At 65.6% G+C, this 15720-nt stretch carries 15 protein-coding genes; 1 reads left to right on the top strand and 14 read right to left on the bottom strand.

The window, feature by feature from the left end; genetic code table 11:
- From QYH69_RS16280 to QYH69_RS16345, 14 genes are all read right to left on the bottom strand, one after another.
- On the bottom strand, positions 1 to 779 hold a 779-nt coding region (locus tag QYH69_RS16280; RefSeq protein WP_308832885.1), incomplete at its 3' end, for an ISNCY family transposase.
- A 299-nt stretch (positions 780 to 1078) separates the two neighbouring features.
- Positions 1079 to 1960, bottom strand: a complete 882-nt coding sequence (locus QYH69_RS16285) for an MOSC N-terminal beta barrel domain-containing protein (protein ID WP_308832886.1) — start codon at positions 1958 to 1960, stop codon at positions 1079 to 1081.
- A gap of 133 nt (positions 1961 to 2093) precedes the next feature.
- Positions 2094 to 2870: an ABC transporter substrate-binding protein gene (locus QYH69_RS16290; protein ID WP_308833034.1), complete on the bottom strand. Its 777-nt coding sequence runs from the start codon at positions 2868 to 2870 to the stop codon at positions 2094 to 2096.
- 88 nt (positions 2871 to 2958) lie between these two features.
- Positions 2959 to 5196: a molybdopterin cofactor-binding domain-containing protein gene (locus QYH69_RS16295; protein ID WP_308832887.1), complete on the bottom strand. Its 2238-nt coding sequence runs from the start codon at positions 5194 to 5196 to the stop codon at positions 2959 to 2961.
- Positions 5109 to 5609 carry a 2Fe-2S iron-sulfur cluster-binding protein gene (locus QYH69_RS16300; RefSeq protein ID WP_308832888.1) on the bottom strand — a complete coding sequence of 167 codons (501 nt, stop codon included), beginning with the start codon at positions 5607 to 5609 and terminating at the stop codon, positions 5109 to 5111. Before QYH69_RS16300 ends, QYH69_RS16295 begins: the two co-directional genes overlap by 88 nt.
- Positions 5606 to 6715, bottom strand: coding sequence for an amidohydrolase family protein (locus tag QYH69_RS16305; protein ID WP_308832889.1), 1110 nt, complete (start codon positions 6713 to 6715; stop codon positions 5606 to 5608). Before QYH69_RS16305 ends, QYH69_RS16300 begins: the two co-directional genes overlap by 4 nt.
- A 37-nt stretch (positions 6716 to 6752) precedes the next feature.
- Positions 6753 to 7454, bottom strand: coding sequence for an ABC transporter ATP-binding protein (locus QYH69_RS16310; protein ID WP_308832890.1), 702 nt, complete (start codon positions 7452 to 7454; stop codon positions 6753 to 6755).
- Complete coding sequence (locus QYH69_RS16315; protein WP_308832891.1) at positions 7447 to 8202, bottom strand: ABC transporter ATP-binding protein; 756 nt, start codon at positions 8200 to 8202, stop codon at positions 7447 to 7449. The genes QYH69_RS16310 and QYH69_RS16315 overlap by 8 nt, the downstream gene beginning before the upstream one ends.
- A 28-nt stretch (positions 8203 to 8230) precedes the next feature.
- Entirely contained in the window at positions 8231 to 9493 is a 1263-nt protein-coding gene (locus QYH69_RS16320) for an ABC transporter substrate-binding protein (RefSeq protein ID WP_308832892.1), read from the bottom strand.
- Positions 9494 to 9533: 40 nt separating this feature from the next.
- Positions 9534 to 10511, bottom strand: coding sequence for a branched-chain amino acid ABC transporter permease (locus tag QYH69_RS16325; RefSeq protein ID WP_308832893.1), 978 nt, complete (start codon positions 10509 to 10511; stop codon positions 9534 to 9536).
- Complete coding sequence (locus tag QYH69_RS16330) at positions 10508 to 11359, bottom strand: branched-chain amino acid ABC transporter permease (protein WP_075160558.1); 852 nt, start codon at positions 11357 to 11359, stop codon at positions 10508 to 10510. The genes QYH69_RS16325 and QYH69_RS16330 overlap by 4 nt, the downstream gene beginning before the upstream one ends.
- On the bottom strand, positions 11359 to 12276 hold the full coding sequence (locus QYH69_RS16335) for a polysaccharide deacetylase family protein (RefSeq protein ID WP_308832894.1): 918 nt from the start codon (positions 12274 to 12276) through the stop codon (positions 11359 to 11361). Before QYH69_RS16335 ends, QYH69_RS16330 begins: the two co-directional genes overlap by 1 nt.
- 80 nt (positions 12277 to 12356) lie before the next feature.
- Complete coding sequence (locus QYH69_RS16340) at positions 12357 to 12992, bottom strand: isochorismatase family cysteine hydrolase (protein ID WP_308832895.1); 636 nt, start codon at positions 12990 to 12992, stop codon at positions 12357 to 12359.
- Between the two features lie 9 nt (positions 12993 to 13001).
- Entirely contained in the window at positions 13002 to 14231 is a 1230-nt protein-coding gene (locus QYH69_RS16345) for an alpha/beta hydrolase (protein ID WP_308832896.1), read from the bottom strand.
- Between the two features lie 367 nt (positions 14232 to 14598).
- Here QYH69_RS16345 and QYH69_RS16350 point away from each other — a divergent pair, with 367 nt between their 5' ends.
- Positions 14599 to 15366 carry a GntR family transcriptional regulator gene (locus tag QYH69_RS16350; RefSeq protein WP_308832897.1) on the top strand — a complete coding sequence of 256 codons (768 nt, stop codon included), beginning with the start codon at positions 14599 to 14601 and terminating at the stop codon, positions 15364 to 15366.
- The last annotated feature ends 354 nt before the right edge of the window (positions 15367 to 15720 follow it).

Consider the following 15720-nt stretch of genomic DNA (forward strand, 5'->3'; position numbering starts at 1 on the left):
GTCAGGTGAGCACGCTCGACGCGCCCCTTGGCCGGGCTGCTGTTCGCACAGAACGCGTCAATGTTCAGCTCGTACATTGCCCGGCCAAAGTGCGTCACGCTGGTGCCAGTCTTGCTGGCGGTTGTACTGCGAAAGACGCTCGCCTTGTCGCTGTAGAAAGCGCCGGGCTTGCCATGGCGTTCGATGTACGCGCGCGTCGCTTCAAAATAACTGAAGGTCGATTCGGTGGCCGTGAAGTGCAGCGTCATCAGGCGGCTCGTAGCGTCGTCCACGTACACCAGCAGCGTGCACGCCGGTGCGCGTTCCTCGAACCAGCGATGATCGCTGCCATCGATCTGCACCAGTTCGCCCAGGCACGCGCGCCGCGCTCGCGGCTGGTAGACCTTCGGCGGACGCTGGCGGCGCGGCACCCACAGGCCGGCGGCCGTCATGAGCCCACGCACCGTTTCCTTCGCCAGGCGAATGCCATGACATTCATACAGCTTCTCGCAGGCCAGCGTCGGCCCGAAATCCGCGTAGCGCTCACGGATGATCGAGATTGCACGATCGGCCGTCACGGCATCCAGACGGTTGTTGCTGGGCTTTGATCGACGACCCGACACGAGACCCGGCGCACCCAGATCACGCAGTCTGCCGACCAGTCTGCGGATCTGCCGCGTCGTCAGCCCGAGCCGTTCCGCGGCACGCCACGGCTTGAGCGTGCCGTCCGCCACGTCCCGAATCACCTTGTACCTGTCCAGCTCGCGCATCGTCATGGTTATCCGTTCTGTCGCAGCCATCGAAGCTCCCGGTGCCGGTTAGCCGGCGGCCGGTCAGCTTACGATGGTCCGAAAAGCGGACATCTGAACTTGGCTAAAAGCGGACATTACAACTTAGCCACTACACGATTTCTGGTTGATAATTTATCTTATGTCAAATTACATATAATCGCCCACGATGATGAATTACGGAACCCGGATCAGCGCTTCCTCCTCGCATATCTCAGCACGAAACAGGCTGAACGCCGTTCAATTCGGCGCGGATGCCCGCGGGCATCTTTCTCACATGCGTCAAAGAAATCGCAGATCAGCCCACGTCGCTATCCGGGGAAATGCCACTCGCAACGGGTTGCGTCACCGACTCTGAGCTGGCCGCCCTGCCCGGCGATCACAATTGCGTTCTGTCCGAACGTGAGCCCGCCGTCCACACGCGGGTCTGCACGCCATCCGGCCAGCGTGTCGAGCGGTTCGTGCGGCCACGCCGGGTCGGGTGCGCCGCGCGTCTGGTCGACTGTCGTAATCGGACAGCGCGCGCAGGGTTTGACCAGACGCAGCACGACCGGCACACGTTGGTGCTCGCCATGCGCGTCCAGCAGCACGGTATCGACATAGTCTTCGTCGAAGGCGTCGAGATCGCCGGCCAGCACGATGTTGGGACGAAAGCGGTCCATCGGCACCGCGCTTGCGCCTTTACCGGCAAGACGGCGGTTGATCTCATCGAGAGAGGACTCGTTGGTCACGAGCAGCGGAAAACCATCGGCGAATTGCACCGGGGCTTCGATCTCGCCAGTCCATTTCCTGCTGGCGTGGCGAACCGGGTCAGGGTCGAAACGCACCAGCCTCACCGGCGCTGCCAGCGCCCGTGAAAACCATTGCGCGGCGGCATCGCCTTCGTCAAGCGCGCGGAAGCTGTCTTTCCACACGGTGACGCGAACCGTGCGCGCATGCGCCGGTGCGTCGAACGGCAACGCGAACGTGTCGTGCAGCGTTGGCGTGGAAAGCTCGAGCCGGTCTCCCGCAAGCGCGGTGCGAATCGTCGCCATGCGCGGATATTCGCGCTGCGACACGAACCGGCCATCGGCGTCGACCGCCATCCAGTGACGATCCCAGCGAAGCCCGTGCGACACCACGTCGGCCGCTTGCAACGCGATGCCGGCACAGGATTTGATCGGATAGACGTACAGCGCACTGATAAAAGGCATGGCCGGGACAAGCGGGAGAAATTGAGCCGGAATTTCCACGTATCGTACATCGTCCCGCAACCTACCCGTCAGAATGCTTGCAGACGCAACGATGACGGCGACCGTTGCGGGAGCCCTCGCTCGTATGGCGCGCCTACGACGCCGGCCGAATCGACCTTCGCCGCCGCGCTACGTCGGCGTCCGGGGTCGCAACGGCGGACCCGCCTTCAGCGCAACGCCTTCGCTGCGACATAAGGCCCGGTTGCGAACAGATCGGCAGGCAGCGTGCCACTCTTTTCTGCAGGACCGCCGCGACGTCGCTGCGATGCGATGCGCCCCATTGCCGCGTATTGCGCATGCCAGCAATCAGTTTCGCGACGTCGCCCTGATGCTGCGCGAGGTAATCGGCCCGCATCGCGCTCACGCCGATATACGGCGTTGCATCGGACTTCGTCAGCTTCTTCCATTCGTCGCCGAACGTACCGAGCCGTTTGACTTTCAGTTCCTTGATCTGCGCCACCGTAACCGAGCGCAACGCTGCCGCATCGACCTGCTTCTGCACCGGAAACTGCGCGAGCAACCGCTCGTTGCCGGGCACCAGCGCGAAATCGCCGGTCGTTACGCCGTCGTTGCCTAGCAGCACCGCGGTTGCGATCGCCGCGACCGAACTGCCGGCCGGCGACATGCCGACGCGTTTGCCGCGCAGGTCGGCCAGCGAATGGATCGGCGAAGCCTGCAGCGCGACGAATTCGACGTCGGCAGGCCGCGTGGCAAGCACCACTTTCAGCGGCACGCCGTCGGCCGCTGCGCTGAACACGGCCGCCGCAGGCGCGCCAAACGCAAAGTCGATCGCGTTCGCCGCCAGCGCGCGATTCGGCGCATTGAGGTCCGCAAAGCGCACGAACTTTACGTCCAGTCCGCGCTGCTGCAGAAAATGCTGCGCTTTCCAGCGGCGTGAGCCTCGGGTTCGGCACGGTGCCGGCGACGTGTGGTTCGACGATTGCGGCGGCTCGCGTGCATCACGCTTCGTGCAACGCCGCGAGCAGCCGCTCCGGCGTCAACGGCAGATCGCGTACACGCAGGCCAAGTGCATCCGCAAGCGCATTGCCGATCGCTGCCGCGGTCGGCCCTGCCGCACATTCACCAACACCGAGCGGCGGCAGCTCCGGATGCGGCAGGATATGCACGGCAAACTCGCCGGGCACCTCGTCGAAACGCAGGATCGGATAGTCGTCCCACGAGCGCGACGTGATCTGCGTCTGGTCCCACTGCACCGCTTCCTTCAAGGTCCAGCTTGCAGCCTGCAATACGCCGCCTTCGACCTGGTTCATCAGGCCGTCCGGGTTGATGACCTCACCGGCATCCACCGCGACCGTCACGCGTTCGAGCAGGATCCGATCGGTAACCTCCACTTCGATCACCACCGCGCAATAGGCAGCGCTGTTCTTGTACTGGGCGAAGCCGACGCCGCGTCCGCGCATTGCGTCGGCGCGTTTGGCCTCGGGCCTCGCATCGTGCCAGCCGGACTCGCGCGCTACCGTGTCGAGCACGGCGATCGCGCGCGGGTCGTCGAGATGCGCGATCCGGAAAGCGATCGGGTCGATCCCGGCCAGTGCCGCGAGCTCGTCCATCGCCGATTCGATCGCAAACACGTTGGCAAACGCGCCCAGCGTGCGCAACGCCGAGCAACGCAACGTGCGCGCCGGCACGAAGTGATAGACGATCTCGCGCCCGGCCATCTTGTACAGCGGCTGCGCGTTACGCTGTCCACCTCCGCCTTGTGTGAACGGAAAGTCGCGCGGCTCGGGCAGCGCGCCCGGCTGTTCGCGATGCCAGGCCGCCAGCAAGGCCGCGCCATTGCCGGTGCCCGGCCGCACCGCATGCGTATGACTCCATACATCGTAGCGCCAGTGTGCGATACGGCCGTTCGCATCCAGACCGGCATCGACGCGCATCACCATCGCCGAGCCGAACGATGCCCACGACAGTTCGTCTTCGCGGCTCCATTGCACGCGCACCGGCAGGCCGCACGCGCGCGACAGCAAGGCGGCGTCGAGCGCGACGTCGTCCGCGCCGTTGTGGCCGTAGCAACCGGCACCGTCCTTGTGAGTCACGCTGACCTGATCGGGCGCGAGGCCGAACGTGGCCGCCAGTTCGCGCTGCAATGCGAAGCTGCCTTGCGTATGCGACCACACCGACAGGTGCGGCCGCTCGGGCGCGACGGCTTGCCAGTGCGCGAGCGCGCAGGCCGGGCCGATCGACGCGTGCGACAGAAAGGGCTTCGAGTACCGCGCGTCGATACGCGCATGCAACTGCGTGCCGGTCGGCTCCGCCGCCGCCTCGACCGTGCTCGGCTGGGACGGCAGCGCGGGCAGCCAGCTTTGCGCGGCATCGGGCGCGGGCAAGTTCGCTTCGCCGTCCCAGCGCGCGAGCCGCTGCGCCACCAGCGCGGCCTTGACCGCCTGCTCTTCGCGCTGCGCGCAAACGCCGATAAAGCGTCCATCTACCAGCACCTGTTCGACACCGGGCAATGCACGCACCGCACCGGCATCGAAGCCGATGAGCCGCGCGCCGTACGACGGCGGCCGCACCACCCGCCCGTGCAACATGCCGGGCAACTCGAGGTCGTGCACGAACGCCGCGCCGAACAGTTTGGTCGACAGATCGAGGCGCGCCGCGCTGGTGCCGCTGATTTCGCGCGACGCCCAATGCCGCGGCATCGCGCTGCCGTCGGCCGGCGCGTCGAGATCGACGGCGCTTGCCAGCTCGCCGTAGGTCAGCGCGCGCCCGGGATGCGCATCGCAAGAAAAGCGCCCCTGCGCGACATGCACCGCATCGCGAGCCACGTCGAGCCGCAGCGACGCGGCCGCGATAAAGCGCTGCCGCACCTCCGCGCATGCTGCGCGCACCGCCATGCCGCCGATCTGCACCGACACGCTGCCGACCGTCAGGCCCTGGTCCGGGCAATGCTCGGTCGCGCCGGCCGTTACGCGCAGCGACGCAAGCGGTACGCAGAGTTCCTCGGCGGCCATCTGCGCGAGCGCAGTGACCGTGCCCTGGCCGAGCTCGACCTTGCCGATAAGCAGCTCGATGGTGTTGTCTGCGGCGACGCGAATCCAGCTCGACAGACGCGGATTGGTCGACAGATCGGCATGCAACACAGGCAGGTTCATCGCGCGGACTCCCTGGCGGCAGCCAGTGCCGCGATCGCGCGCCGCGCCGCGCGCAGAATGCGCACGTGGGTACCGCAGCGGCACAGATGACGATCGAGCGCACGCAGCAGTTCGGCATCGTCGGGAGCGGGGTTGTGTTCGATCAGCGCCGCCACCGACATCATGATGCCGTTGATGCAATACCCACATTGCGCCGCCTGTTCGTCGACGAACGCCTGCTGCACCGGATGAGGCGTCGCGGCCGTGCCGAGGCCTTCGATGGTGGTCACCACGCTGCTGCCGAGCGCCTCGAGCGGCAGATCGCAGGACTGCACCGCGCGCCCGTCGATCTGCACCGTGCAACTGCCGCAATGGCCGGCGCCGCAGCCGAAGCGCACGCCCTTCAACTGCAGGTCCTGACGCAGGATGTATAGCAACGGTGTCGACGGCTCGGCCCGCACGCGATGACGCGTGCCGTTAACCGTCAGTTCGAATTCCTGTGGCGAAGATAGAGTCATGTGCGTACCCGTCGGGTCTTGATCTTCAGCAGGCGCGCAGCGTTACCGCCCATGATCGCCTGCTGCTGCGCGTCGCTCAGACGGGTGACGCTTTGCACCAGCCCGACTGGATCGTCGTCGCCCATATCATACGGATAGTCGGTACCGAGCAGCACATGGCGTGCGCCGTAACGTTCGATCATGCTGTCGAGCAACGTGGTATCGAACGTAAGCGTATCGAAATAGAACTTCTTCAGATAGGACGACGGTTTCTTCTTCACCAGCACGCGCGCATCGGCACGCGCCTTCCATGCATGGTCCATGCGCGCCGGATAGTGCGGCAGATAACCGCCCGCATGCGCGACGCAGAACTTCAGGCCCGGATAGCGATCCAGCACGCCGCCGAAGATCAGATGGCTAACCGCCAGCGTCGATTCGAGCGGATTGCCGATCACGTTGTTGAAGTAGTGGTCGACCATGCGCTCGCCACGGTCGAAGCCGAGCGGATGGATAAACAGCACCACGTCGAGTTCCTGCGCCTTGGCGAAAAAGCGTTCGAGGCCGAGACGCCGGTCGGCCAGATCGATACCGTTGACGTTGGTGTTGATCTCCACACCGCGCATGCCAAGCCGGTTCACACAACGCACCAGTTCGGCGGTGGCCATCTTCGCGTCCTGCAGCGGCACCGTGCCGAGTCCGACGAAACGGTCGGGATACTGTGCGACGAGCTCCGCGATGCGATCGTTCTGCGCGCGCGACAGGTCGCGTCCGAGGCCCGGCTCGGCCCAGTAGTAGTACTGTCCCGGCGACGGCGATACCGCCTGCATATCGATGCCCATCCGGTCCATATCCTGCAGACGCTCGTCGACACCGGACAGCTTGCCGCCGCGCTCCTGCATCTGGCGCTGGTTGATCTCCCGGCTCAACGCATTGGCGAACACGATCGCCGGCTCTTTCTCGTGCGGCTTTAGCGGCGCGACCTGGGCGGCCACCTCAACGTTGTGATAGTGGCAATGAATGTCGACGCGCAGCGCACGACCGCGCTTGCTGCGCGCCAGCGTCGCGTCGCCGTTCTTCTGATGCTGGCAGCCGGGCACGTGGCGGCCCGGGGTACAGGTGTGAAACATGAAAGAGTTCCGATAGAAGCGGCACGCGCCGCGAACGTCAATGAATACCCAGATAGCGGTGCAAGGTCGCTTCGCTCGCCTGCAGCTCGGCAGGCTTGCCTTGCCAGACCACGCGCCCGGTCTCGAACAGGTAGACGCGGTCGGCCAGCGACAGCGCGCTGTACAGGTTCTGCTCGACCAGCAGAATGCCGAGGCCGTGCGCGCGCAGGCGGCCGAGAATCTCCTCCACCTGTGCGACGGTGACCGGCGCGAGCCCTTCGGTCGGCTCGTCCATCAGCAGGATGCGCGGCCCGGTCATCAGCGCGCGGCCGATTGCGAGCAGTTGCCGCTCGCCGCCCGACAACTGGTTGCCGCGATTGGCGCGCCGCTCGCCGAGGCGCGGAAACGCGTCGAGCACCTGCTGCACGGTCCATGCGCCCGTGCGTTTGCGCTCGAGCATCTGCAGATGTTCGAGCACGGTCAGCGACGGAAACAGCCGGCGCCCCTGCGGCACGTAGCCGATCCGGCGCGCCGCGATCTGGTGCGACGGCAGGCCGCGCAGTTCGGCGCCGTCGAGGCGCACCGAGCCGGCGGTCACGCGCGGCGACCCGAGCCCCATCACCGAGCGCACCAGCGAGGTCTTGCCCATGCCGTTGCGGCCGAGCAGCGCGACGATTTCGCCCTCGGCCACCTGCATCGTGACGCCGTCGAGCACGGCCGCCTCGCCGTATGCAGCGCTGACATTGCTGATCTCAAGCATGTCGCGGCCTCCCCAGATAGATTTCCTGCACCTGCGGGTTGCGCCGGATTTCGGCGGGCGTGCCCTCCACCAGCACCCTGCCCTGGTACATGCAGACCACGCGATCGACCAGACCGAGCGCGAGGTCGATATCGTGTTCGATCAGGATCACCGACAAGCTCCGCGGCAAGCCGCGAATCACGTCGGCCATCACGACGCGCTCGGCGGGCGACAGACCTGCCGCCGGCTCGTCGAGCAGCAGCAGGCGCGGCGCGCTGGTCAGCGACATCGCCAGTTCGAGCTGGCGTTGCTCGCCATATGACAGCTCCTTTACGAGCTGGCTGCGGCGCTGGTGCAGATGGCACTTGTCGAGCGCATCGGCGACCCGCTGGCGCTCGTCATCGCGTGCGCGCCCCGCGCCGAACAACGAAAATTTCGTGCGGCCGAGCCCGCGCGCGGCCAGCAGCAGGTTGTCTTCCACCGAAAGCCCGAAGAACAGGTTGGTGATCTGAAAAGTCCGCGCAATGCCGCGCGCCGCGCGCAGGTTCGGCGCCATGCGCGTGATATCGGCGCCGGCCAGCGCCACCCGTCCACACGAGGCCGGGATCATGCCGGTGATCGCGTTGAACAGCGTGGTCTTGCCGGCGCCGTTCGGGCCGAGAATGGCGCAGCGCTCGCCGGGCGCGATGGTCAGGTCGATGCCGTCGACCGCCTTCAGCGCGCCGAAGTGGATGCCGACCTGAGCAAGTTCGAGAAGTGTGGAGTTCATCGCCAGCCTGTTTCGCCAAGAGCCGGCACTAGGCCTTCTTGATGCCCTGGAAAGCCCGCGAATACGAAGGCTGCTTCAGATAGTCGTCCGGCTTGTAGGTCCAGAACTGCGAAACCTGCGGATAGGTTTCGAGCGGCACGTTCCAGTAGCCGCCGCCGGGCCGCTTCTCGACCTGGCGGATATAGACGTCGTAGACGGGATTGCCGTACGCGTCCAGATGCACCGGGCGGCCCAGCGGCGAGTTCGTCAGCGTGACCTCGCGCACCGCGGCGAGAAACTTCTGCCGGTCCTCCACCTGGCCGTTCACCGCCTGGATCGCCTGTGCGAGCCACATCGCCGCCGAGTAGAACGAGAAGCCGTACAGCGACGGCAGCTTCCTGTAAGCGGCCTGATACGCGTCGACGAACTTCTGCGTCGCCGGGATCGGATTGCCTTCGGCGAAGTGCGCCGACGACACGATGCCGTCCACCTCGGGGCCCAGCGTGCGGATCACCGACTGGTCGGTGAAGTTCTGTGCGCCCATCAACGGAATCTTGCCCTTCATGCCGAAGCTTGCCCATTGCTGGATAAAGCGATTGGCATCGGCGCCGGTTTGCATCGCGAACACCGCGTCGGGCGCGGCGCTCTGGATCTGCGCGATGTAGGGGCTAAAGTCCTGCGTGTTCAGCGGGTTCCAGAACTGCCCGGCAATCTTGCCGCCGAGCCCGGTAAACACCTGTGCAAAGCCGCCGCACTGCTCGTAGCCGAACGTGTAATCCTGCGACACCGTGACAACCTTGCGCAGATTCTTCTTGCGATACGCCCAGTCCGCGAGCGGCCGCGACATCTGGCTTGCCGTGTAGCCGGCCACGCGCAGCACGTTGGGCACGCGGGCGCGTTGTGTCAGGTCGTCGGCGGCGACCACCGGCATGAAGTACGGCACGCCGTTGCTCTTCGCATATTCGGCCACGGCCAGGCCGGTATTGGCGAGCAGGTCGCCGATCAGAAACGCCACGCCCTGCTGTTCGACCAGCTTGCGGGCTTTCTGCAACGCGATGTCGGGATTCGAGCCGTCGTCCTCGACCAGCACGTGAATCTCGCGGCCGGCCACCTTGCCGCCGACCTGCGTCCAGTAAAGGTTGAAGCCCTCGACGATCTCCTTGCCGCCGGCCGCGACCACGCCGGTCAGCGGCGCCAGCAAGCCGATCTTGACCGGCCCCGTGCCTTGCGCGAGCGCCTCAAGCGCATGCGTCGACAGCATGAGCCCGCCGAATGCGGCAGCCGAAGTTTTGACGAAGCTGCGACGATCCATTGCTGATTCCCCACGATCTGATATTTTCGACGGCATGGTTCTAGACCTGCCCCGCTTTGCCCGCCGCGCGCGCGAGCCGCGCCGCGCGCTTGCCCGAACGGCTGCGCAGGCTGCCCAGCAGCCCCTCGGGCGCGAAGATCATCACAAGCACGAATAGCAGGCCGAGCACCATCGACCAGCGTTCCGTGTACGAACTGACCACGTTCTGCAGCACCACGATCAGCGCCGAGCCGACAATGCCGCCGGCAAGCGTGCCGATACCGCCGAGAATCGCCATCAGCAGGCCCATCACCGACTGCGTCAGAGCGACTGTCGACGGGCTGACGAAGCTGTTGAAAAGCGCATACAAGGCGCCCGCGACCCCGGCCACGAAACCGGAAAACACAAAGCCGATCAGCAGATGGCGGCTCGTGTCGTAGCCCAGACTGCGCATGCGCGACTCGCTCTCGCGGATGCCGGCGAGCGACATGCCGAACGGCGAGCCGACGAAGCGCCACATCGCGAACGTCAGCAGGCCGGCGAGCACCAGCACGAAGTAGAAGAAGCGCGACGGATCCGCCAGCCAGTCGGGCCGCACGTTGCCGCGCAAGCCGTTCTCCGCGCCGGTCACCGACGTCCAGCGCACGCAGACGCCCCACACCACCATGCCGAGCGCGAGCGTCAGCAGCAGGAAGTACACGCCGCTGGTGCGCACCGCAAGCACGCCGACGATCAGCGACACCGCCATCGCGGCGGCCACGCCCAGCGCACAGCCGGACCATACGTTACCGCCCGCCACGGTGACGACGTACATCACCACGTAGGTGGCGGTGCCGAAGATCGCGCCGTGACACAGCGACGTGCGGCCCGCATAGCCGGCCATGATGTCGATCGACATCGCGAGCAACGCGTAGATCAGCATCTGCGTGACGAGCCCCGTGCGATAGCCGGGCGCGACGAGCGGCACCAGCGCGAGCAGCACGGCGGCGAGCGCGGCCGTCGCGGCGGCCTTGCGCGAGGTCTTCCGAAGGTTGTTCATGCGGTACGTCCGAACAGGCCATGCGGCCGGAATGCGAGCAGCAGCGCCATCGGCCCGAAAATCACGAAGTACGACAGCTCGGGAAACCACACCTGTCCGAAGGTCGACAGCAGCGCGACGGCGAGGCTGCCGAGCGCCGCGCCGACCAGCGAGCCGCGTCCGCCGATGATCACCACGGCAAGGCTGTACACGAGAATTTCCGAATCGGCAGTCGGATACAGTGACAGAAACGCGCCGCCGAGCGCCCCCGCAATGCCGGCGAGCGCCATGCCGAGCAGGAAGGTCGCGACGAACACGACGCGGATGTTGATGCCCATCGCCTGCACGGTCTCGGCATCGTCGACGCCCGCCCGGATCAGCGCACCGAGGCGCGTGCGATTGACCGTCAGCCACAGCAGCACGAACACCAGCACACCGACGCCGAGCACGAACAGCCGATAGCGCGGGTAATAAAGACCGCCGACCTGCAGCGGGCCCTGCAGCCATTCGGGAATCGGCACGTTCAGCGTATCGCCGCCGAAGATCACCAGCGCCGCATCGTTGATGATCAACCCGAGACCGAGCGTCAGCAGCACCTGGCGCAGCTCGTGCCCGGCCACGAACCGCAGCAGCGCCTGCTCGACGAGGCCGAGCAGCGCCACCAGCGCCGCCGCCGCGACGATGCCGGCGAGCAGACTGGAGGTGGCCGTGGCGACCGAATACGCCGTATAGCCGCCGACCAGATACATCGCACCGTGCGCGAGATTGACGATGCGCATCAGCCCGAACACCAGCGTAAAGCCGCTCGCGACGAGGAACAGCAGCGCCGCGAAGGTGAGCCCGTTGAGCAACTGGACGGTGGCCAGCATCAGCGCGCGGCTCCGGTGTTTGTTTCCGGCCTGGCGCCGGCGACGCCCTGCTGGCCGCGATACCAGTCGAGAATCTGCTCGCCGTTCCAGTGCAGCACGCCTGCATGCCGGTTGATATGCTCGTAGACCTTTTCCAGATACCCGATACGGAACGGCTGCCCGCTGATATACGGATGGATCGCCATCGCCATGATCTTCGGCCGCTCAGCGCCTTCCTGGTAATAGCGATCGAAGGTATCGATGCACTTCTGCGTCCAGTACGCCGCTTCGTGATGCTGCACCATCATCATCGTGATGTCGTTGTTTTCCATCGTGTACGGCAGCGTCACCAGCGGGCCATTGCCGGTAGCGATGGTGGTGGGTTCGTCGTCGTAGACCCAGTCGCCGATGTACTTGACGCCCGCGCCCGCGAGTAGGTCAGGCGTCTCGAGCGTCTGCGTCAGGCCCGGACCGAGCCAGCCCACCGGCCGTTTGCCGACGAACTTCTCGAGCACGTCCATGCTGCGCTCGATCATCGACTTCTGGTCTTCCACCTTGTGGATCGGCATCTGCTCGAACGCATGACCCATAAACTCCCAGCCCGCGTCGCGGCAGGCCGCCGCCACCCGCGGGTAGTCGACGCACACACGCGCGTTGATCGACAGCGTCGGGCGGATGCCGAGCAGGTCGTACAGCTTCTTGAAGCGCCAGAAGCCCACCCGCATGCCGTATTCGTGCCACGACCAGTTCGGCACGTCGGGCAGCAGCACGGCGCCGGTCGGCGCCGGCAGCACCTGGCGCGCCATCGGCCTCGCGATGTCCCAGACCTCGAGGTTGACGATGGTCCATACGATCACCCTTGCGTCGCCGGGCAGCGTAAGCGGCGGCCGGTCGACGATGGCGGAGTACTCGGTTCTTTCACGCGGAATCATGGACATGAATGCGGTTCCTTCAATTGGGGGGAGCGGCCGCTGGTGCGGCACCAGACTCGGGCGCGGGGTCGGTTGCGCGCGGGTGCTCAGGTTGTGAGTTCGTCAAGCGCCATCACTTCATCCGAGGTCATCACGAAACCGAATGCGGTGCGAATGCACAGCAGCGCTGCATCGTGCAGCGCGGGCGCGTCCATCGTGTCGACGCAATCGCTCGGCACGAGCACCGCATAGTCGAGCGAGCACGCGGCGGTGACGGTCGACAGCACACAGCTGTTGGTATTGACGCCGGTGACGATCAGCGTGTTGATGCCATGCGAGCGCAACAGGAAATCGAGGTCGGTGGCGGTGAAGCAGTTGTAGCGCTTCTTGGTGTCCACCACCCAGTCGCGCGCTGCGTCGTGCAGACCGGGCATGATCGTGCAGCCCGGCATGCCGGTCAGGTTGTGCTTCAGCACGTTCTTGCGCGGATTGTTCGGATCTTCGGCGCGCGTGCGCCAGAACGCATTCACCCGGATCTCCTCGACGTCGCGGTAATGCGTGACCAGATGCACGACCGGAATCGCCTGGCTGCGGCACCAGTCGAACAGACGTCGGTTCGCGGCCACCACGCGCGCGGCGACGTCGGGCGCGGCCGGCATGGTGGCCACTTCCATGTCCAGATGCCCGCGATGCAGATCGATCGCGACCACCGCCGCTCTGACTTTGTCGACACCGAAATTCATGAGGGTTCCTTATTGCAGGTTGTTACGGGATAGCGCCAGCAGCGCGCGCTGATCGATGCCCAGGTGATCGGCGAGCCAGTCGCCGAGCAGTTCCTGGCCGATCGTCGGGTTGTCGTGCTGGCAATGCTCGGCGCCCGTCTCTTCCTCATCCAGCAGGCGCAACGTGCAGTCGACGCCTTTCGCGACGCCGTAGTCGTAAACCTTGCGCGCCTGCGACACCGTCAGCACGTCGTGACCGCCGTGCATCACCAGATAAGGGCAGCGCATATGCTCCAGATGCCCTTCCAGCGTGAACTCGCGCGCCTTCTCCATGGCTGCCTTCATGCTCGGCCGGCCGAACACCCACTTGATGTGCATCGCCAGCCCGTGGTCTTCGCCGGCGCTGCCCCACATGTCGGTGATGCTCCAGATCGCGCCGTGCGATACGCAGGCGGCGAGGCGGTGCTCGTAACAGGCCGCGCGCGCCGCGTAGTAGCCGCCGAGGCTCGAACCGCACACGGCGATGCGGGCCGGATCGACGTCGGCCCGGGTTTCGAGGTAATCGATGCAGCGTCCGATCGGCACTTCGGTATCCGCACGATTGACGATGCGTTGCCGGCGCAGCGCGCCACCCTGCCCGGGGCCGTCGATCATCAGCACCGAAATGCCACGTTGCAGCGCGCCATGCGCCTGCATGAACCACATCTCGTCCTTGATCGAATCGAGTCCGCCCATGCAGATCAGCACCGGCTGGCGCGCGACCGGAAACGGCGCGCGCACGAAATAGGCGGGCAGCGTGCTGCCGTTTTCGTATGGAATCTCGAGCACTTCGCCTGCCGGACTCAATTGCCGCAGGAAGCCGTGACTCGATCTTTCCATCAGCGTGAAGGTCTCGAGGCGGCGCGGATCGTCCGGGTTCAGGAAGAACTCCGCCTGGCGGAAGTAGTTGGCAGCGCGCAGATAGCAGTTGATCGACGTGCGCACGTGGCCCAGCGCTTCTTCGGCCTGCGCGCGCTGCAGATTGCGCTCGCCGGTGGCACGCCACTCGACGTGCCAGCTGTCGTCGTCGCCGGCGACGATGCGCGCGGCGGTTCGCAATGCTTCGCTGACCGCGCCGCCGCCCTCCTGCGTTTCGCCGAGGCCGCGGCGAAACTGATACGAGAACCATGGATGCTCCGGCCAGTGGTGCCAGCCGAACGGCTCGTAGTGAGCGTCGAGGTTCGCCGTGATGGTACCGATCGCGTTGTCTTCAGCCTGCATGCGTGACCTCGTGGAACTCACGTTTTGTATACATAACTGAGCAACAGACGTGCCAATTCGCAGGCGTATCCAATCATGGAATGCGCGATGCCCAGTCTCCGTGGGCTTCATCGGATCAAACAACGATCGCCGACCCGGTTGACGGTCATCGATAAAATGCCTACAAACAAGGGATGATGTGCTGTTCTGATGCACAGCCTGCGATTGCGGCATCCGAATCGGTGCGCGGATTGCCCGCTTCGGTGCAGACGTCGGCAGATAGAAAGCCTCGTTGCGACGCGCACGGAAAATCCCCACTTTGGATACAATCTGGCAACAGACCGCCTATTGATACGACCACCCGATCCACTTCGGAAGGCCTGCCGCCATGACCAAGCAAGTCCCCCCCGCCGCCGACACGAGCGCGCAGCCCACGCAGCTGCGGCTTGCCGATCCCGCCAGCATCACGCGCTCGCAGTCGGTCACCGATCGACTCAGGGAAGCGATTCTCGCCGGCGTGTTCTCGCCCGCCGAGAAGCTGCAGGAAGTACCGCTAGCGAAGATGCTCGACGTGTCGCGCACGCCGATTCGCGCGGCGCTGCATCGGCTGGCGGCCGAGGGCATGCTGGAGTACGCACCGAACCGCGGCTACAGCGTGCGCAACCTCGCTACCGCCGAGCTGCTCGAAGTGATCGACATACGCGGCGTGCTCGAGGGGCTCGCTGCGCGCTTCGCGGCCGAGCACGGACTGACGCCGCCACTGGAAGCGATCTATCGCGAGGCGCTCGCCGACGGCGACACGCTGCTCGCGAAAGGCATGCTGTTGCCGGAAGACAAGCCGCTGTTTCGCGACGTCAATGTGCGCATCCACGATGCAATCGGCCAGGCCGCCGGCAACCGCATGATCAACGACATGATTCGCCAGTGCCACAACGTGCCGATGTCGTCGGACCGTAACATCCTGTGGGACGAATACCGCTGGAAGCTGCGCAGCCACGACGACCACCACCGGCTGTTCGAAGCGATCATGGCGCGCGAGCCGTACCGCGCCGAACAGCTGATGCGCGAGCATATTCACAGCATCAAGTCGCAATTGCGCGAGCAGCTGGCGGGGCGTGCGCTGCCCGGCGATGCAACGTCGGCGGATGCCGGGTGACCGGACCCCGGTGACGCGCCCCGCGTGGCCGGTCGCGGGGTAGCCACGCATCGATCGATGCCTGACGGCCCGCGCTTCGGCCGAGCCGCCGAAAGGTCTTGGAACAGCGTCCGCATGCCGCCTCCAACCGCATAACCCGACGAAAAATGGCTCGCATGATTGCCCAGCGCGGCTGCTGTACACGAGCGTGCGTGCCGGCAGTAATAGTCGTAGTCCACCGACCACGTATTGCGAAACTCGTCGCGCTGGCCGCCGCTTTTCGGCATGCCGTCCGACATCGGCATGGTATCGAGGCCGATGCAGAGCACCGCACCGAGCTGCCAGAAGTCGTTGTGGTACCCGCCGCCCGCGACC

It is taken from the genome of Paraburkholderia sp. SARCC-3016 (genome assembly GCF_031119615.1).
In the GTDB taxonomy this organism is placed as follows: Bacteria; Pseudomonadota; Gammaproteobacteria; order Burkholderiales; family Burkholderiaceae; genus Paraburkholderia.